The 18,427-nt window shown below is 45.0% G+C and carries 21 protein-coding genes; 20 read left to right on the forward strand and 1 reads right to left on the reverse strand.

Annotated elements, in window-relative coordinates; genetic code table 11:
• Positions 1 to 5 precede the first annotated feature (5 nt).
• From IH982_00260 to ychF, 20 genes are all read left to right on the forward strand, one after another.
• Positions 6 to 974, forward strand: a complete 969-nt coding sequence (locus IH982_00260) for a transketolase family protein (protein ID MCH7828290.1) — start codon at positions 6 to 8, stop codon at positions 972 to 974.
• A complete protein-coding gene (locus tag IH982_00265) occupies positions 911 to 1,951 on the forward strand; it encodes a carbohydrate kinase family protein (protein MCH7828291.1) in 1,041 nt (346 codons plus the stop codon). The genes IH982_00260 and IH982_00265 overlap by 64 nt, the downstream gene beginning before the upstream one ends.
• A complete protein-coding gene (locus tag IH982_00270; protein MCH7828292.1) occupies positions 1,948 to 2,868 on the forward strand; it encodes a D-glycerate dehydrogenase in 921 nt (306 codons plus the stop codon). Before IH982_00265 ends, IH982_00270 begins: the two co-directional genes overlap by 4 nt.
• Complete coding sequence (locus IH982_00275; GenBank protein ID MCH7828293.1) at positions 2,865 to 3,827, forward strand: bifunctional phosphoglucose/phosphomannose isomerase; 963 nt, start codon at positions 2,865 to 2,867, stop codon at positions 3,825 to 3,827. The genes IH982_00270 and IH982_00275 overlap by 4 nt, the downstream gene beginning before the upstream one ends.
• Before the next feature lie 53 nt (positions 3,828 to 3,880).
• On the forward strand, positions 3,881 to 4,498 hold the full coding sequence (locus tag IH982_00280; GenBank protein ID MCH7828294.1) for a hypothetical protein: 618 nt from the start codon (positions 3,881 to 3,883) through the stop codon (positions 4,496 to 4,498).
• Entirely contained in the window at positions 4,495 to 4,956 is a 462-nt protein-coding gene (locus IH982_00285; protein ID MCH7828295.1) for a hypothetical protein, read from the forward strand. The genes IH982_00280 and IH982_00285 overlap by 4 nt, the downstream gene beginning before the upstream one ends.
• Before the next feature lie 15 nt (positions 4,957 to 4,971).
• A complete protein-coding gene (locus IH982_00290; protein ID MCH7828296.1) occupies positions 4,972 to 5,172 on the forward strand; it encodes a hypothetical protein in 201 nt (66 codons plus the stop codon).
• Positions 5,173 to 6,260: 1,088 nt separating this feature from the next.
• Positions 6,261 to 7,079, forward strand: a complete 819-nt coding sequence (locus IH982_00295; protein MCH7828297.1) for a hypothetical protein — start codon at positions 6,261 to 6,263, stop codon at positions 7,077 to 7,079.
• 1 nt (position 7,080) lies between these two features.
• Positions 7,081 to 7,737, forward strand: coding sequence for an endonuclease III (gene nth / locus IH982_00300; GenBank protein MCH7828298.1), 657 nt, complete (start codon positions 7,081 to 7,083; stop codon positions 7,735 to 7,737).
• Positions 7,737 to 8,072 (forward strand): 4a-hydroxytetrahydrobiopterin dehydratase, encoded by a 336-nt coding sequence (locus tag IH982_00305; GenBank protein MCH7828299.1) that lies wholly within the window; start codon positions 7,737 to 7,739, stop codon positions 8,070 to 8,072. Before nth ends, IH982_00305 begins: the two co-directional genes overlap by 1 nt.
• 57 nt (positions 8,073 to 8,129) lie before the next feature.
• Positions 8,130 to 8,549 (forward strand): DNA-binding protein, encoded by a 420-nt coding sequence (locus IH982_00310; protein MCH7828300.1) that lies wholly within the window; start codon positions 8,130 to 8,132, stop codon positions 8,547 to 8,549.
• 103 nt (positions 8,550 to 8,652) lie between these two features.
• Complete coding sequence (locus IH982_00315; GenBank protein MCH7828301.1) at positions 8,653 to 9,708, forward strand: glycoside hydrolase family 3 protein; 1,056 nt, start codon at positions 8,653 to 8,655, stop codon at positions 9,706 to 9,708.
• A 24-nt stretch (positions 9,709 to 9,732) separates the two neighbouring features.
• A complete protein-coding gene (locus IH982_00320) occupies positions 9,733 to 10,125 on the forward strand; it encodes a YjbQ family protein (protein ID MCH7828302.1) in 393 nt (130 codons plus the stop codon).
• A 2-nt stretch (positions 10,126 to 10,127) separates the two neighbouring features.
• Positions 10,128 to 10,904: a PD-(D/E)XK nuclease family protein gene (locus IH982_00325; GenBank protein ID MCH7828303.1), complete on the forward strand. Its 777-nt coding sequence runs from the start codon at positions 10,128 to 10,130 to the stop codon at positions 10,902 to 10,904.
• A gap of 67 nt (positions 10,905 to 10,971) precedes the next feature.
• The gene (locus IH982_00330; GenBank protein ID MCH7828304.1) at positions 10,972 to 11,889 is read left to right on the forward strand and encodes a PD-(D/E)XK nuclease family protein; all 918 of its coding nucleotides are present in this window, start codon (positions 10,972 to 10,974) and stop codon (positions 11,887 to 11,889) included.
• Positions 11,886 to 12,605: a UMP kinase gene (locus tag IH982_00335; GenBank protein ID MCH7828305.1), complete on the forward strand. Its 720-nt coding sequence runs from the start codon at positions 11,886 to 11,888 to the stop codon at positions 12,603 to 12,605. Before IH982_00330 ends, IH982_00335 begins: the two co-directional genes overlap by 4 nt.
• Before the next feature lie 125 nt (positions 12,606 to 12,730).
• Positions 12,731 to 14,284 carry an efflux RND transporter periplasmic adaptor subunit gene (locus IH982_00340; GenBank protein MCH7828306.1) on the forward strand — a complete coding sequence of 518 codons (1,554 nt, stop codon included), beginning with the start codon at positions 12,731 to 12,733 and terminating at the stop codon, positions 14,282 to 14,284.
• 4 nt (positions 14,285 to 14,288) lie between these two features.
• Entirely contained in the window at positions 14,289 to 14,957 is a 669-nt protein-coding gene (locus tag IH982_00345; protein ID MCH7828307.1) for an ABC transporter ATP-binding protein, read from the forward strand.
• 1 nt (position 14,958) lies between these two features.
• On the forward strand, positions 14,959 to 16,203 hold the full coding sequence (locus tag IH982_00350) for an ABC transporter permease (GenBank protein MCH7828308.1): 1,245 nt from the start codon (positions 14,959 to 14,961) through the stop codon (positions 16,201 to 16,203).
• A 119-nt stretch (positions 16,204 to 16,322) separates the two neighbouring features.
• Positions 16,323 to 17,249 (forward strand): redox-regulated ATPase YchF, encoded by a 927-nt coding sequence (gene ychF, locus IH982_00355; protein MCH7828309.1) that lies wholly within the window; start codon positions 16,323 to 16,325, stop codon positions 17,247 to 17,249.
• Here ychF and IH982_00360 read toward each other — a convergent pair.
• A complete protein-coding gene (locus IH982_00360) occupies positions 17,246 to 18,400 on the reverse strand; it encodes a hypothetical protein (GenBank protein MCH7828310.1) in 1,155 nt (384 codons plus the stop codon). The genes ychF and IH982_00360 overlap by 4 nt on opposite strands.
• Positions 18,401 to 18,427: the final 27 nt, after the last annotated feature.

Below are 18,427 nucleotides of genomic sequence, written 5' to 3' on the forward strand. Positions count from 1 at the left end.
ACAAAATGAATTGGTATTTTGCAAAAAACTACTTGGACGAAAAAAAGGTAAAGCAGGAACCCATGCGAAATGGGGCAGGGAAAGGATTGGCTGAATTGGGAGAGAAATACAAAGATGTTGTGGTGCTTGCGGCCGATACTGCAGGTTCTTCAAGGGCCAATTACTTTGCAGAAAAGTTTCCCAAAAGGTTTATTCAGGTTGGGGTTGCGGAACAAAACCTTATTGGCGTTGCAACAGGATTGGCATACCAGGGAAAGGTGCCGTATGCAGTAACCTATGCTGCGTTCTTAATTGGAAGGGCATGGGAACCCATACGCACTACGGTAGCGTATCCTGAAAATCACGTGGTATTTGTTTCATCTCACGCAGGTCTGGCTACGGGACCTGACGGCCCCACGCACCAGATGACAGAAGATATTGCTCTTACAAGATGCCTTCCCGGCTTTACCGTGATAGCTCCTTGTGATGCAGAGCAGGCAAAAAAAGCAGTGTTTGCCTCATATTCTTTGAAGGGTCCTGTGTATATTAGAAACTGCAGGGAAAAGACCCCGGTGCTTACAACAAACAAGACTCCATTTGAGGTTGGCAGGGCACAGGTGCTGCGCGAGGGAACCGATGCAACAGTGATTGGTCATGGATACATGGTGTACTGGCTCTTACAGATTGCAGAGGAACTCAAGAGGAAAATTTCTCTTGAGGTTATCAATCTTCACACCATAAAGCCGTTAGATGAGAAAACCATAGTGCAGTCAGCAAAGAAAACAGGGAAAGTATTTTGCGCAGAAGATCATAACGTGATAGGAGGCATGGGTTCTGCAGTTGCTGAGCTGTTGGCAGAAAAACTCCCGGTTTCTGTGTTTCGCCATGGGGTGTATGATACATTCGCAGAATCTGGTTCTGTAGGAGATTTGTGGAAGAAATATGGTCTGGACAAGGAAGGAACAAAAAAAGCATTACTCAAGTTTTTGAAATGAACCCTCGCTTTGACTTAATTTCTATAGGAGATACCACCTTAGACGTATTCTTGGAACTGGAGCAGGAGGTGAAGGTGGTGCGCGAAAAGAATGGAACAAAGTATCTTGGTTTAGCGTATGCAGAAAAGATTCCCGTAAAAAAGCTCACCAATGTGCTTGCAGTGGGGAATTCAGCCAACGTTGCGGTGGGAGGTTCTCGTCTTGGTCTAAAAACTGCCCTGTATACAGTATTGGGGAATGACGAAATTGGAGAAGAAATGGCAAAGGTGCTTAAAAAAGAAGGAGTTTTTAAAGACTACATTGTTTTTGATAAAAAGAAAAAGAGCAACTTTTCTGCGGTTTTAAACTACAAAGCAGAGCGGACTATTTTGGTATATCATGAACACCGAAACTACAATCTTCCCAACCTGGGTTCTACAAAGTGGTTGTACTATAGTTCTTTAGCTGAGGGCCATAGCAAACTTCATTCTCAGATTCCACAATATATAAAGAAGAGTAAGGCAAAGCTGGGATTCAACCCGGGTTCCCATCAGCTCAATGAAGGATTGCGGAAACTACGCCCCATTCTTAAGGCGTGCACGGTATTGTTTGTGAACCGAGAGGAAGCACAGACACTGGTAGGAAGAGAGAAGAATATTAAGAAGTTAATGGAGAAACTCCACAAAGAAGGGCCCAAGATAGTTGTTATCACAGAGGGTCCCAAGGGTTCCTATGCCTCTGATGGAAAGAATTTGTACCATCTTAAGATTTTCCCTGCACCCTTGGTAGAACGCACAGGGGCTGGAGATAGTTTTTCCACTGGCTTTCTTTCAGCTTTAGCTTACGGGAAAAAGATTCCAGATGCCATGCGCTGGGGCACGGTGAACTCAGCTTCTGTGATTCAAAAGATAGGGGCCAGGGAAGGCCTTTTGCACAAGAATGAGATGCAGAAGATTCTTAAGCGGCACCCTGGGTTTAGGCCAAAAAAACTCTCATGAAGTATCGTGTGTTTGCGGCAGAAGAAGTGCCCGAGGTAGCCCTCAGACTTTTGAGGAAACAAGGGTACAGTGTTCAGGTTGGAGGAAATCTAAAAAGGAAAGCTAAGGGAGTAGAGGCCGTGCTCTGTCTCTTGACCGATAATGTTAACGGAAAGCTTATGGATGCCATAGGACCTCAACTTAAGGTTATCTCAAACTGTGCAGTAGGGTTAGATAATATTAATCTCAAGGCCGCAAAAAAAAGGGGGATTGTGGTAACCAATACTCCAGACGTACTGACTGTGGCAGTGGCAGAACACACCATAGCCCTGCTGTTTTCAAGGGCCCGCCGTGTGGCAGAGGCCGACAGGTTCATGCGCCAAGGAAAATTCAAGGGCTGGGAACCCTTACTCTTTTTGGGCTCTGAAATCTCGCAAAAGACCTTAGGGATTGTGGGCCTGGGAAGGATTGGCGTAGAAGTGGCAAAAAGAATGCATGATGGTTTTGGCTTAAAGATTTTGTACTATGACGTAAAGAGAAACCAGAAACTGGAGAAGGAATTCGGTCTCCAGTATAGGGGTTTGCAGAAGCTTTTGCGGGAATCGGACTTTGTGAGTTTGCACGTGCCCATGCTTTCTTCCACCCGTCATCTGATAGGAAAGAAGGAGTTAGAAGCAATGAAGAAAACCGCCTATCTTATTAACACCGCACGAGGGCCAGTGGTAGACGAGAAGGCTTTGGTGCTTGCCCTAAAAACAAACAGGATTAGGGGAGCTGCCTTGGATGTGTTTGAAAACGAGCCAAAGCTTGCCCCGGGATTGATAAAACTCAAGAACGTGGTGCTGACCCCGCACATTGCCTCTGCCACAGAAGAAACAAGGGATGCCATGGCAGAGCTTGCTGCAAAGAATATTATCATGGTGTTAGAAAACCTATGATTAAGGAAGCGATTGAGAACTTTGCCAGCCAGTTTGCATATAATCCTGTCATTGAAAACCAAAAGAACTGGCAGAAGTTTGAAAAGTTTTTGCTGGTGGGCATGGGAGGCTCTCATCTACAGGGTGGCATTATGCGCATGCTAAAACCCTCTTTGGATTTTATGATTCACCAGGACTACGGCTTGCCGCCTTACGCCAGCAAGGATCGTCTGGTTATCGTTTCCTCATATTCTGGTAATACAGAAGAAACAGTTAGTGCATTCAAGGAAGCTGTAGAAAAGGGATTCCCTTTGGCTGTGAGTTCTGTGGGAGGAAAGCTCATTGAGTTGGCAAAAGAACATCAGGTACCATATGTGCAGATCCCGGATACAGGCATTCAGCCGCGCTCTGCCATTGGGTATACCCTAAGAGCGCTGCTCAAACTCACAGGGGAAGAAGAGTTGCTGCGGGAGTCCTCAGAGCTTGCGGCCCGTTTGCGCCCCAAGGAGTTTGAGGATGCAGGAAAAGCGTTGGCCAAGCGTCTTTTTGGAAAGATTCCTGTGGTATACAGCTCAAGACGCAACCAGCCTATTGCGTACAACTGGAAGATTAAGTTTAACGAATCAGCAAAGATTCCCGCCTTTTACAACGTCTTCCCAGAGCTCAACCACAACGAGATGGCAGGGTTTTCCGCCAAAGGCGGACCCGCCTCATTTAATCATCTCTTTTGTGTTATCCTTCTCAAAGACACAAAAGACCACCCAAGAATTCAAAAGAGAATGGAGGTGACAGAACAGCTATACCGCGAGCGCGGAGTTCAGGTGGAAACAAAAGAATTGGAAGGGAAGAGCTTGCCAGAGCGCATCTTCTCTTCCTTGCTGTTGGCAGACTGGACTGCTTGGTATACAGCAAAAGAGTACAGAACTGAGCCAGAGGAAGTTGTCATGATAGAGGAATTCAAAAAACAGATTGCAAAGTAAACTGGGGAAAACCCTCTTTGCAACTTTTCTTGTAAATCGTACAATTATATAATATGAACCAAGAGCTTCATTCTTTTGTAAAGGAATCCTTAGGGAGTAAGCAGAACAGGGCCGCAATAAAGGAAGCCCTGCTTTCAGCTGGGTGGCAAGAGCAAGAGATTACAAAAGCCTTAAACTCCTTTGCCGAGGTTGATTTTCCCATACCTGTCCCCAAAAAGAAGCCATATCTTGCAGCCAGGGAAGCGTTTCTTTACTTGGTTTCTTTTATTACTTTATATATTTCAGCTTTTAGCTTTGGTGCGCTCGTTTTTTCCTTTATCGACATCTGGTTTCCAGACCCGCTCCGCTTTGGGGGAGGTGTTCCAAGAACCGCAATTGCTTCTTTGATTGTTGCCTTCCCTATTTTCCTGGTTATTACCCGTGCATTGCACAAAGGCGCAGCCAAAGACCCGGAGCGAAAGGAGTCTAAGGTAAAGAAATGGCTGACCTACCTTACTTTAGTGATTGCAGCAGGGGTGCTTATCGGAGACCTTATCACCGTGCTTTCCAGTTTGTTGGGAGGAGAGCTTAGCATGCGATTTTTCCTCAAGGCTCTCACTGTCTTTATTGTTGCAGGGAGTATCTTTGGATATTATCTTTCTGATCTCCAGAAAGAAGAAAAAGAATCATGAAACAGCTCTTCTCTTCTAAAGTGTTTGTTCGAATAGTCATTGGTGTTGTGGTTTTGGCAGTGGGGTATGGCATTCTCCTTGCAGGTTCACCTCTAAAGCAGCGTGCCTTGCAGTTTGACCAAAGACGAATTTCAGACCTGCAGAATATTTCCTCTGCTATAGATATGTATTGGCGAAACAATGAAAAGCTTCCTTTGACCTTTGACGATTTGAAGAATCAGTATTCCTATATCCGTTCTGTAGTAGATCCTGTTACTCAAGAATCCTATGAATACAATATACGTTCTGAGACGGAGTACGAACTTTGTGCGGTGTTTGAGATGGATTCTTTAGATTATGGTGTAGGAATAGCCAGAAAACCTTTTCAAGAGCCTTGGACGCATGGAATAGGGAAGACATGCTTTGAGAGAGAAGTTCAAGACGCAAGAGGTCGCGCGTTAGAACCAGCATTTCCTTAACGAAATTAAGTTTTTATGGAACAAATCTTAGCAAATCCGTTTTTTCTTATTGCAGTAGCCCTGTGGACTCTTCCTTGGAAAGGAGTTGCCTTATGGAGAGCGGCAAAAAGAGGAGAGAAGAAATGGTTCGTAGCACTCTTGGTTTTCAACACCCTTGCAGTTCTTGAAATCATCTATATTCTCTTTTTCAGCAAAAGGCCAAACAATCTTAAGTGAAACGCAAACAAAGGTGTGGTATACTGCAAAGGAGATTATTACTAACCAAGTTTCCTTAATTTCATTAAGGAACTATGCACATCATGTATAGTCTAACAAAATATGTTGTAGCAGGAGTCATTCTTTCTCTTGCATTGCAGGGAGGCGCTGCCCTAGCTCAAGAGACCAACGAGGCAGAGCTTGAGGCAATAGAGCTTGCAGAATCAGTCACGTTGGCAGATTTGGAGATTGAGGATCCAGGTCTTTTGCCCACATCTCCTTTCTACTTTTTTAAGGAATGGGGAAGAGGTATTCAGAGCTTCTTTACCTTTAACTCCATTGCAAAGGCGGAGCTTGAAGCCCGTTTTACCAACGAAAAAGCAGCGGAATTAAAAGTAGTGCAAGAGCAGCGCCCGGATGACGAGCAAGCAATTACCCGTGCCCTTTCAAATTTTGAGCGTTCCCAAGAACGCCTTAAGGAGCGTTTGGAGCGTGTGCAGGAAACCTCAGAGAATCCCAACGTGGAGCGCTTACTCAACAGGATTGTAGAAAAGAGTATTGTCCACACAAAGCTGTTGGAGGAGATAGGGGCGAAAGATAGCGGCTTTCAAGTTACAGTAGCAGCAGCGATAGAACGCATAAATGAGAAGGCTGCGGGAGCTTTGGGAGAATTGGCAGAGCTTGATACTCCAGAAAAGTTTGCGGAGCGTATAAAGTTTGCCTTGGAAAACTCGCCGGGATCTGCGTTTAAGCATATCCGTTCCGTTGAGTTTATCGACAAAATTGAAGAATATCTCCCAGATGAGGTGAAGACGCGCTTGCAAAGAGTGCGTGAGGAGTTCAAGGATCGCGTGAGAGAAAGAATTGAGCTTGAAGGAGAAGATGGAGAAAAGCTGCGTGCCATCTTTGAACGCATTCCCGGAGATGACAGCAGGAGAGCTGTGGTGTTAGAGGAGATTCGCCTGAAGCTTTCTGACCGGGCAGCCAGCGCGTTAGAAGGGGTTCAGAGCTTCATTGAGAGAAAGATTTCTAGTGCAGTAGACTACAAGGAGAGGACAGCAGAACAAATACACCGTGCAGGGTTAGTTCTTGCTCGGGCGCAAGAAAAAATGAGGGAGGCAGACACGGTGCGCCAGGCAGCGAGAGATTTACTTTCGCAGGCAGAGCGCCATCTTGTTTCAGCAAAAGAGGCGTTTGAACAGGAACAGTACGGCGAAGCATTTGGGCAGGCAAGAGCAGCCGAGGTTGCAGCGCGCAATGCTTTGCAAGCTCTTGAGGGGGGCGTGGATTCACCTTCCGTTCTTGAACTCCAGCGGGTGCAAGACAGATTGCAAGACCGTGTGCGACTCCTAGAACCTACTACGCCAAGACCAAGCGATTTGAGCGATACTGCTTTGTGTACGCTGGAGTTTAAGCCCGTATGCGGTGTAGATGGCAAAACTTACTCTAATCGCTGTATTGCAGAAAAACAAAATGAGGTATCTGTTGTACATGAAGGAAGATGCCAAGGGGAGAGCGCACTTCAGCCGAGTGACATTCTCCAAAAGCTTACTCCAACTTTAAGTGAAACGTTCCAACAGTTTCTTCCCGTTCTTGGAGAACCGAAAGATGAGTCTTCTTCAGGAACCACGCTGCAAGCAGAACAAGTACAGGTGGTAAGAACGATAGAGGCAGATGATAATGGGTTTTACCCATCTTCTGAAGTCAGGGTAAAGAAAGGAGCAGAGGTGAAGCTGACCTTTACTGTACGTACTACTAATGTATATTTTGGAGGTTTGGATTTTCGAAGTTCGAAATTCAAAACAGCATCGGTAAAACCCGGGCAATCAACCACTGTAGAATTTGTTGCAGATGAATCCTTTGAATTCACCTCTTGGTGGCCAGCCTCAGAACGTTTGAAGGCCCGGGGCAACGTGGTGGTGGAATAGGATGAATGAAAACTTGGCAGCGCGAAAGAAAAGGTCAGTTCAGGTTGTACAAAAGCTCAAGAAACTATTTCCCAACGCCAGGATTGTCTTAAAATACAAAAACAACTGGGAGCTTTTGGTTGCGGTTATCCTTTCTGCTCAATGCACCGACAAGAAAGTAAATGAGGTTACACAGAAGATTTTTAAGAAATACAAGAATCTGGGTGATTATATACAGGCAGACCAAAAAGAGTTTGAGCAGGATATTAAGCCAACAGGATTTTTTCGCAACAAGGCAAAGAATATCTTGGCTGCAGCTAAGATGATAAAAGGGAAGTTTGGGGGAAAAGTTCCAAGAACTATGCAAGAAATGCTTAAGCTTCCTGGTGTTGCAAGAAAGACCGCAAACGTGGTTCTGGGGAATGCATACGGAATAGTAGAAGGCATCGCGGTAGATACCCATGTAAGGCGATTGTCTCTTAAATTTCGTTTAAGCAACCACGCAGATCCCAATAAGATAGAGCAGGATTTAATGAAGCTTGTTCCAAAGAAAGATTGGTTTTTCCTCACCTATGGCCTCATTGAATACGGAAGACACATTTGCCCCAGAAGAAAACATGAGTGCAAAGATCATCCTTTAACTAAAATATATCAAAAAGCAGCAACGATCTGGCCATAATGGAGAAGTTAACTGAGAAAAAATGCGTGCCGTGTGAAGGAGGAACTCCTCCTTTGAACGAGGAAGAAATCCAAGCATACGCAGGTCAGCTTCAGGGTGAATGGGAGGCTATAGATGAGAAAAAAATACAAAAGCAGTTTTCTTTCAAGAACTTTAAAGAGGCCTTGGCGTTTGTAAACAAGGTAGGCGAGATTGCAGAATCTGAAGGGCACCACCCTGATATTCGCCTGTTTGGATACAAGAATGTGGAAATTGAGCTTTCTACGCATGCCATTGGCGGTCTCTCCGAGAATGACTTTATTGTAGCCGCAAAAATAGAGCAGCTTTCTGCTTAAATCTCGTTTAGGTGTGGATAACTAAACGAGATTTAAGCAGACGGGGGGATACTGCAAATGAAACGTATACTGCAAGATAAGAATACGTATGTGCTTTCTCTCAAGCGGGGGGAGGAGTTGATGGAGGGAATCAAGGAGTTTTGCAAAGAACACCATATTGAGGCCGCCTTCTTTCATGCCATTGGGGCTGCAAACGAGGTAGAACTTGCCTGGTATGACCTTGGGGTAAAGCAGTATGTGACGGCCTTGTTTCAAGAAGATCTGGAGCTTGTTTCTTTAACTGGGAATGTGAGCACAATGGGAAACGAATTGGTGGTACACAGCCATGGAGTATTCTCTGGCAAAGACATGAAAACAAAAGGAGGTCATGTTAACAAGGCAGTGGTTTCGGGTGCCTGCGAGATTATCCTGTGGCGTCTTGAAGGAACGATTGACCGCGCCTTTGACGAGAATACGGGGCTAAATTTGATGACATGAAGGAATCAAATTTCAGTTTCCCCCGTGTAGGAAATTATTCAAAACCGAGGGTTTTGAAAAGAAGGGGGGTCGGGGGAAACTGTGTGAGCGTAAATTTCATGAGATGAGGAGGATTCTCTTTTTGCTTGCGGGACTGGCTACCTTGGCCGGTTTTTCGTTTCTTGTTTTTCCTTCTGAAAAGATGGGAGACGATGAGGAAGAGCTCTCCTTGGAACGGGCCGTGGGGCAGGTTCTCTTGATGGGGTTTGAAGGGACCATTCTTACCCCAAAACTGGAGGCCCTAATGCGAAAGATCCAGCCCGGGGGCGTCTTGCTTCTGGAAAGGAACATTGAGAACGCAGAGCAGCTATCTCGTCTTACTACGGCTTTGCAGGAACTCTCCTCTGTTTCTCTGTTTATCGCAGTAGATCAGGAGGGAGGGGAGATAGCAAGGATTCCATGGGTAGAGGATACTGCGCAGGCGGAATTAAAAGATGCAGAACATGCGCTCATCGTGGGCGGAAAAAGAGCACAGGAGTTAAAGAGATTAGGAATTACCATGAATTTAGCCCCGGTGTTAGATAGCAGAGATAAGAATGATTTTTTATTTGAGCGATCCTTTCGAGGTGATGCACAAACGGTAGTTGAGCTGGCAGAAGCTTTATATACAAGTCATGAAAGAGAGGGAATCACTTCTGTGCCAAAACATTATCCTGGATATGATGATGTTGTTTTCAATCCAGAGATTGGAACGATTCCCCGTGCTGCGACATTCCCAGAGAGTATGGTCTTTAAAGAGTTTTTGCACAACGTTATGCCGTCTTTTCTGATGCTGTCTCATCTCTTTTATGATGAACTTGATGGTGAAAATCCACTACCTCTTTCCTCAATTGGTATTATAGCTATTCGAGAGCGTGTTGGAGATAGAATTCTTTTAATCTCAGATGATTTGTTGAGTAAGTCTCTTCTGACATTTTATCCTCCAGAAGAGATTGGAGCTTTGGCGATGATGGCTGGAATAGACGTTTTGTTGGTAGCTGGGTACCCAGATATTGATATGGTAGAAAGATTTTATGAGGGTTTTTTGGAGCGAGCAAAAGAGGATGCAAGATTGCGAGAGCGAATATTTAAAAGTGCAGCGAGGGTTCTTGAAATAAAAGGGGAATTTGCCCTTCCATAGGGACAATAGTATGCTAGAAACACCATGGAAGAACTTATCATCCATAGCAAAAAGGAAAAGGAGGTTTTAGACATTACCGATGAACTAAAAGAGCTCGTCAGGGAAAAGGGGGCGAAAGAGGGGGTGTGCAACCTTTTTTTGACCCATACCTCGGCTGCCTTAACCACGGCAGATTTAGATAACGGAACGGATTTGGACATGCTGGATGCTTTTGAAGAAGTGGTGCCCCAGTTAGCATACCGTCACCCCCACAATCCAGGGCATGTGAAATATCACATTCTCTCTTCTATTATTGGTTCTTCTCTTACCATTCCCATTGAAAAAGGGGAGTTGGTGCTGGGGCCATGGCAGAAAATCGTGTTAATTGAGTTTGGAGGCCCGAGAGAAAGAACCGTTGCAGTGAACTTTATTTCCTGAATATGTCTCAGTTCTATTCCGGAAAACGAAGTAGAAACTTGTATGAACCCTCAACAAAGGAGTCTTTTCGTTTAAGCCGCTCCAAGATCGAAAACTTTTTGAAGTGTCCCCGCTGCTTTTATCTTGACCGGCGCCTTGGCGTGGACCAGCCGCCTGGGTATCCATTTAGCCTCAATGCTGCCGTAGACACCTTGCTCAAAAAGGAGTTTAATCTTTTGAGAACAAAGCGAGAACCCCATCCTTTATTTAAAGAATACGGCATTGACGCTGTTCCTTTTCAGCACCCAAAAATGGATGAATGGAGAGAAACCCTAAAAGGCCTTCAGTATTACCATGAGCCCTCAGGATTTTTAGTGACCGGCGCGGTAGACGACATTTGGCAGAACTCAGAGGGAGAATTACACGTAGTGGATTATAAGGCAACGGCAAAGAATGGGGAGGTGAACTTGGATGCTGACTGGCAGCGCTCCTACAAAAACCAAATGGAAATCTACCAGTGGCTCCTGCGTCATCAACCAGACGGGTTCAAGGTTTCTCCTTTGGGATATTTTGTGTATGTGAACGGTAAGATGAACCGGGAAGCGTTTGACGCTCGCCTTGAGTTTGACATGAAGATTATTCTCTATAAAGGAGATGATTCCTGGATAGAAAAGGCCTTGATGGATGCAAAGAAAGTGCTGGATTCAGACAAGCTGCCGCAAGCAAACGAGGGGTGCGATTATTGTTTGTACCGAAAGTCGGTGCAGGACGTTTTGCAGCCCTTTCAGAAAAGCGAATAGTTCCTTAACGAAATTAAGGATTCCTTAGTTTAGTTAAGAGACAACCAAGAGAACCATTCGTGCTTAAATGAGATTTAAGCAGGAATGCAGAATAAAGAGTCGCCAAACAGGCGATTCTTTGTTAAACTATGCAGGAGATATGAAACAGGTGAGTTATAGTCAGTTAATGACGTATGTGAGATGTCCTGAGCACTGGCTGTTCCGTTACAAGCTGGGCTTAAAGCGCTCTCCCAAAAAGATTTTAAAACACGGTTTTGCCTTACATGAGACCTTTGCCTATCACTTTGACCAAAAAAAGAAAGATGGGAAAGGACTAAATGTTGGGGATGCAAAGGAGTTTTTTGCAGATGTTTTTCTGGAAGCATTAGATGACTATAAGCAAGAACTGGAGTCTGTGCGTCCCCATCTAACAAGGGAATATCTGAAAAAAGAACGAGAGGTTGATGTGACAAATTTGCTTGATCTTGGCATGCGGGGCATTGAGGTCTACTACAAAAAACTTAATCAATATATTAAACCTGACTTAGTGGAAGAGGCATTTGAGTTCCCAGCTAGCAGGGAACTCAAGGTTATAGGAAGAATTGACCTTACCGACAAGAGCAGTGTTATTCATGAGTTAAAAACCACCAGAAAATCACCCAATATGCAGGATATTCGTTCTGACCCCCAGCTTGCGATCTATCAGTTGGGATACCATAGCATCAAAAAGAAATATCCAAAGGCCATTAGCAAAGACTACATTGTGCTTTCAAAGAGAGATTCTAGGATTGTACGATTTAAGGTTGCTCGTCCCTTTGTAAATCGCTTAACGATTCTTAGAAACATTAACACCATTATGGATGCGGCCCGCCACAACATCTTTTACTGCATGCATCCAGCAGAAAGTTGGTTATGCTCTAAAGAATGGTGCGGGTACTATACTTTGCACCAGGAATTGAAAAAACTGGGATTACAAAAGTTTATGGCAAAGTATTTAAAGAAATGATGGCATCATATACCATAATACATCTTGGGGGGTCGGTGGTGGTCCCCCATATTTCAGATACAGGAGGCATCAATATTACCTATCTTAAAAAGCTGCGAACCTTTCTTTTGCCTCAGTTAAAAAAGGGCAGAAAGTTTATCATTGTCATTGGAGGTGGAAAGACCGCACGAGTGTATCAAAAGTCAGCAGAAAAGATTGTGAACATCCATGAATATGATTTGGACTGGATTGGCATTCATGCCACCCGTCTCAACGCGCATCTCTTGCGTACCATTTTTGAAAAAGAAGCATATCCCGTGGTTATTGATCACGACCCCACGCGAGAGGAAGTAGAAATGCTAAAAAGTTCAAACAGGAATCTATTTTTTGCTTCAGGCTGGAAACCCGGATGGTCTACTGACTATGTTGCAGTGGAACTTGCAAGAAAGTTTGGCGCAAAGGAGATAATCATTGCAAAGGACACCCCATATGTGTATGACTCAGATCCCAAGAAGAACAAAAACGCAAAACCACTCAAGAAAATATCCTGGAAATTGTATAAGCAGATTATCCCACAAAAATGGACCCCCGGTCTCTCTGCCCCAGTTGATCCTGTAGCAACCAAACTGGCAGAAAAGTTGGGACTTGAGGCAAAGATTCTCAAAGGGACCGATTTGAAGAATATGAAGAAGGCTGTAGAAGGAAAGCAATTTCGCGGCACCCTTATTCATCCTTAATGAAATTAAGGAGATAATTGATAGAATCAGCCATTCTTAAATAAGATTTAAGCAGCATGGAGAGAAAGAATCGCCACAAAGGCGATTTTTTGGTAAAATAGATTCATAAGTAGTATTCATGTAGTATGCCAAATTTCTTGAAACGTCCCTTCGGAGTCATCTCTATCTTCGTTCTTATTGGTGTTATTGGAATGTTCTTTGTTTTGAGGGATCCTGGAGAACTGCGTATTGAAACAGCAGAAGTTGTAAGGCGCGATATTGTGCAGGAAGTGGCAGTGACCGGGAGAGTTAAGGCAGCTACATCCGTAGAGCTTGCCTTTGAGAAGGCGGGCAGGGTATCTCAGGTTCACGTAAGAGTCGGAGACAGGGTTGTTCCCGGGACTTTGCTTGTGAGTTTGGATAGCTCAGAATTGCTTGCCAACTTAACTGAAGCAAAAGCCGATGTGAAAGTACAAGAGTCAAAACTAAAGGAGCTTAAGCGCGGCACAAGAGTAGAGGAACTGGAGATTCAGCGGGTGAAGGTGCAAAATGCGGAGTTTGCACTACAAGATACCAGGCAGCAGATTCTTGATACATTGCAAGACAGCTACACCAGGTCAGATGATGCGGTGCGAAACAAGATAGACCAGGTGTTCTTAAATCCACGAGGTTCATCTCCACAGATTCTATTCATTGCAACGAATTTTCAATTGGAGTACACGATTAAAACGAAACGCATCGTCGTGGAGGCAACACTCACTTTCTGGAAGGCTTCATTGGAATCCCTTTCCTTAAAGAGCGACCTGAAGGGAGCCCTTGAAACAACAAAGCAGAACCTAGGGGAGATTCAATCCTTTCTGGACGACTTGGCTCTTGCAATCAATGGGGCGACTCCCGCGGGTTCCATAACCCAGAGCACCCTAAACTCCTGGCAATCTGACGTTTCCACGGCAAGAACGAATGTGAATACGGCAGCTTCCAACACCAGCTCGGTAGAAGAAAGTCTGCAAGTAGCGCAATCGAGCTTGGCTTTGCAGCAACAGAACCTTGTCTTAAAAGAGGCTGGGGCTGCTCCAGAAGAGATTGCAGCCCAACAAGCAAAGCTGGAACAGTCAGGAGCTGCAGTCACAAAGATTGAGACGCAAATAGACAAAAACAAGCTATTCTCTCCCATTTTTGGCGTTGTTACCAAGCAGACGGCTAAGGTGGGAGAATTGGTGGTTTCAGCTGTCATCATCGTTTCTCTTATCTCAGAGAATGACTTTGAAATTAAAACCAATGTTCCAGAAGCCGACATTGCAAAGATACAGACTGGAAACACAGCTGAGGTAACCTTAGATGCCTATGGCAGGGATGTGATGTTTGGAGCTAAGGTTGTGAGTATTGACCCCGCAGAAACCATTATTGAAGGAGTGGCAACGTATAAGGTAACCTTGCTATTTGAAAAAGAGGATGAGCGCATCAAGTCTGGCATGACTGCAAACATTAATATTGTAGGAGCAAGCAAGCAAGGAGTACTTGCAATTCCCCAAAGAGCAGTTATTCGAAAAGATGGTGAGAAGTTCGTTCGGGTATTCAGAGGAAAGGAGATAGAGGAAATGAATGTAAAAACAGGACTGCGGGGTTCGGACGGCTTCATTGAGATTACAGAGGGCCTTAAAGAGGGAGACGTTGTCATCACCTTTCTTGAAGGTGAGTAACTTCATGGCCTTCCTTTTAGTAGAGAATGTAGAGAAAAGCTATAGTGACGGAACCCAGGCACTCCGGGGAGTGTCTTTTACAATTGAGAAAGGAGAGTTTGTTGCCATCATGGGACCTTCCGGCTCTGGTAAGTCTACCTTGCTGCATGTTCTTGGATTTTTAGATAGGCAAACAAAAGGAGAGTATCGCTTTGATGGGAAAACGATTGATGACTATACATCAGAGGAGTTGGCCCATGTTCGCAACAAAAGGATGGGATTTGTGTTTCAGGCATTTAACCTCTTGGCGAGAACCACAGTACAGGAGAATGTAAAGCTGCCCTTGTTGTATTCTGATGTGAAGAAATCAGAGCAAGAAGAATTGGCAAGAAAAGCGGTTGCAGCGGTGGGTTTGACAGAGCATAGCAATCATCTTTCCTCCCAACTCTCTGGGGGCGAGAAACAAAGGGTTGCCATAGCTCGTGCGTTAGTGAACAACCCCGATGTTATCTTTGCAGATGAGCCTACTGGGAATCTTGATTCAACTTCCGGCAAGATAGTCATGAAAATCATCCAGAAGTTAAACGAGGAAGGACACACGGTTATTCTCATTACACATGAAGCCTATACCGCAGAGCACGCCCAGCGCATCATTTACATGCTAGACGGCAAGATTGAGGGCGACAGCAAATAGTATGACGTTACAAGATAGCTTTAAGACCGCATTCAAGGGGTTGGAAACCAATCGTTCCCGCTCCCTTCTCACTATTTTAGGTATTGTTATTGGCATTACCGCCATTATTTTAATGATGTCCATTGGCCAAGGTGCAGAATCCTTGATTCTTCAGCAGCTCGGAGGATTGGGAGCCGAAACCATTGTTATTCGCCCCGGCAAGCAGCCCACTGGTCCGAGTGACATTGGCGAAACCCTACTGACCAATTCTTTGAAAACAAGGGATGTGGAATCCTTAAAGAGAAGAGAAAACGTGCCCGGTCTGGTTGAAATAACACCCATTCTTTTGGTGCCAGGGTCAGTATCATTTGAGGGGGAAACGTTTCGACCCACCATCATTGGAAGTTCGGGTAGCTTTTTCCCCGACGTGTTTAATGTCTATCCTAAAGAGGGCGTTTTGTTTGATGAGTCAGACATTACCCAGAATGCAAGCGTTGCAGTAATTGGCTCCAGGGTTGCTGAAGAGCTTTTTTTGAGCTCTGATGCCCTTGGAGAGTATATCACTATTAAAGACCGAAAGTTCCGCGTTATTGGAGTGTTTCCTCCAAAAGGCCAAGTTGCCTTCTTTAACATTAACGAGTTGGTTATTGTACCTTACACCACAGCCCAGCTGTACCTCTTGGGCGTTGATTACTTCCATGAAATCATCGTGAAGGCAGAAAGTCAGGAAGCGGTTTTGCGAACAGTACGAGACATTGAACTTACCTTGCGTGAAAACCATGGCATTGCAGATCCTAAGGACGATGACTTTTTTGTGACCACACAAGAAGGTATTGTAGAGCAGGTTCAGATTATCATTGGAGCCTTAACCGCGTTTCTGTCTTCGGTAGTTGCTATTGCTTTGGTAGTGGGAGGCATTGGAGTCATGAATATCATGTTAGTGTCGGTAACAGAACGAACACAAGAGATCGGACTCAGAAAGGCCGTGGGAGCAACAGAAGGGGATATTCTCTTTCAGTTCTTATTTGAAGCAATCATTCTCACTGGGGTGGGAGGTGTCATTGGCATTGCATTAGGCACAGGTCTCTCCTTTTTGGCTTCCCTTGTTTTAACAGCTACTCTAGGCGTTACTTGGATCTTTGTTTTTCCCATAACCGCAGCTCTCTTGGGGTTCTTTGTGTCAGGGTTGGTTGGACTCATCTTTGGCTTGTATCCTGCAAGACAGGCCGCAAAGAAATCTCCGATTGAAGCTTTGCGCTATGAATAACCAATAGTGCCCTAATGCATTAAGGAGATAATCACTAGAATCATTCATGCTTAAATGAGATTTAAGCAGCATGGAGAAGAAGAATCGCCAAACAGGTGGCTTTTTGATAGAGTTGGAGTATGGCATTATCACTCGGAATTGTGGGGCTGCCTAATGTGGGGAAATCTACCCTGTTTCAGGCGCTAACAAAAAAGGAGGTGGAGATTGCAAACTATCCCTTTACCACCATTGATCCTAACGTAGGGGTTGTTCAGGTTCCAGATGAAAGGCTGGAGAAGCTTGCCCACCTTTTTCATTCAGAAAAGGTGATACCTTCCATTATAGAGTTTGTAGATATTGCAGGGTTGGTAAAGGGTGCGAACAAAGGAGAGGGGCTGGGGAATCAGTTTTTGGCACGTATCAGAGAGGTTGATGCCATCTGCCAGGTGGTGCGCTGTTTCCCCAGCGCAGACATTATCAACGTTGAGAAGACCGTGGACCCGTTGCGCGATATTGATACTATTAACACAGAGCTTGAGTTAAAAGACATTGAAACAGACAAAAAAGGGAGTTCTATCCCAGAGTCTGAGCTGTTAAGCAAAAAACCCGTTCTGTACCTGCTTAACTGCAATCCCGGTGATGCTTCAGAAGAGCTTTTAAAGCAAGTCAAAAAATCTGGCGCTGCTTATGTTACTGCAAATCTGAAAGACGAACTTGAAATGCAGGAGCTTGCCGAAGTGGAAAGAAAAGAGCTTGGTTTTGTATCCCAACTCCCAGAGCTCATCAAGAAATCTTACGAACTCCTAGACCTTATTACGTTCTTTACCGTGGTAGGAGAAAAAGAGGCGAGGGCATGGGCTGTCAAAAAGGGAACAAAAGCCCCCCAAGCGGGGGGAGTGGTTCATGGCGACTTTCAAGAGAAGTTTATTAAAGCCATGGTAATACCCTGGGATAAGTTGCTGGAAGTTGGAACTTATGCTGCGGCCGCAGCTAAGGGCTGGCTGAGGACAGAAGGCAAAGACTATGTGGTGCAAGATGGTGACGTGATTGAAATCAAACACGGTTAGTACACTTTTCTATCTACAAAAAGGCCGTTTTCGTCCAGAAGTTGGATTGTGTCGTGGGTGGGATGTCCAAAGCTTCGGTTCGCGAAAACCTGCCACTCATTTTTCAGAAAGTTGGAGTCGCCAGAATGTTTGGTAACGCAAGCCCCATAGTTTAGGTTATCGTTGATATAGGTGATGCAGGGAGCATTGGCGGCAACAGCTGCGTTCTGAGAATACGAAGGGACTTCGCACCGGGAAAAGTTCACCTCTTTTAATATGAAATCCTGGCAGGCAGGAGTGAGGAATGACACATCCTGAAGGCTTGGCCTGTCTGGGCAAGAGGATGGGACGGAGAGGGGAAAAGAATAGTATTGGGCGAGCCAGCCAAAGCATATGTTCGGCCTGAAGTTGCCGCCGGCTCCGAACGGGGAAGCGGCCCCGGAAACGAGCACCTTATCACCCCTATTGAGCACTATTCGTTTTTGAAAGGCCGTGCCTACAGGAGAGATCCGTTCTGCGCCAAAGCCAATAGAAAAGCTCCCCGTGTTGCTCTTTAGGGTCCAGTTGGAGATGGAAAGGGTTTCCCCGGATTTAAGGTGCGAGGAAAGAGTGAACATAAAGGGAGAGGAAGAAGTTGCCCGCCGGAAGCTTCCAATGGTTATCTTCCCAAAGGAAGGGGAGACGTTGACGCGAAAGGCTCTTGTGGCGGGAGTCGTGTCCACCTCATTCTTGAGCTTTGCTCGGACTAAAAAAGTGTATTCGGCCGGTCCCCCGGGAAGTGTAATCTTTCGTTGCCTGCTTGAGGTTGCTTTCCAGTCAGGGTCAACACCCTCAATCTTGGTTTCAAAGGTGATACGTCCTGCTGTATCTGTTGGATTTACAGATCCCTCAAACTCAAAGGTCACCACATTGGTATCGCTGATTTTTGTATCCTCTGTTGGGCCTTTTGTAATAACGGTGTTAAGCACAAACGGGAGAGAGGTTTTTAAAGGGGCTTGTCTAATGGTGCTTGGTCGCGGAGTAGCAGCTTTTGGCGTTACTTTTTCAACGCTTTTTTGCGAGAATAGCTGGAGGCTGGGTAAAGGAATATCTATGTTTTTAAGAATATCGCCACCAGCAGAAAAGGCAAAGATTCCAATTAAGATAAGAATGGGAATAAGAAAGATTGGCATAGATTCCTTTATTCTATGATATAATCC

This window comes from Patescibacteria group bacterium, from assembly GCA_022563395.1.
Classification (GTDB): Bacteria; Patescibacteriota; Minisyncoccia; order Minisyncoccales; family UBA10102; genus 01-FULL-49-22b.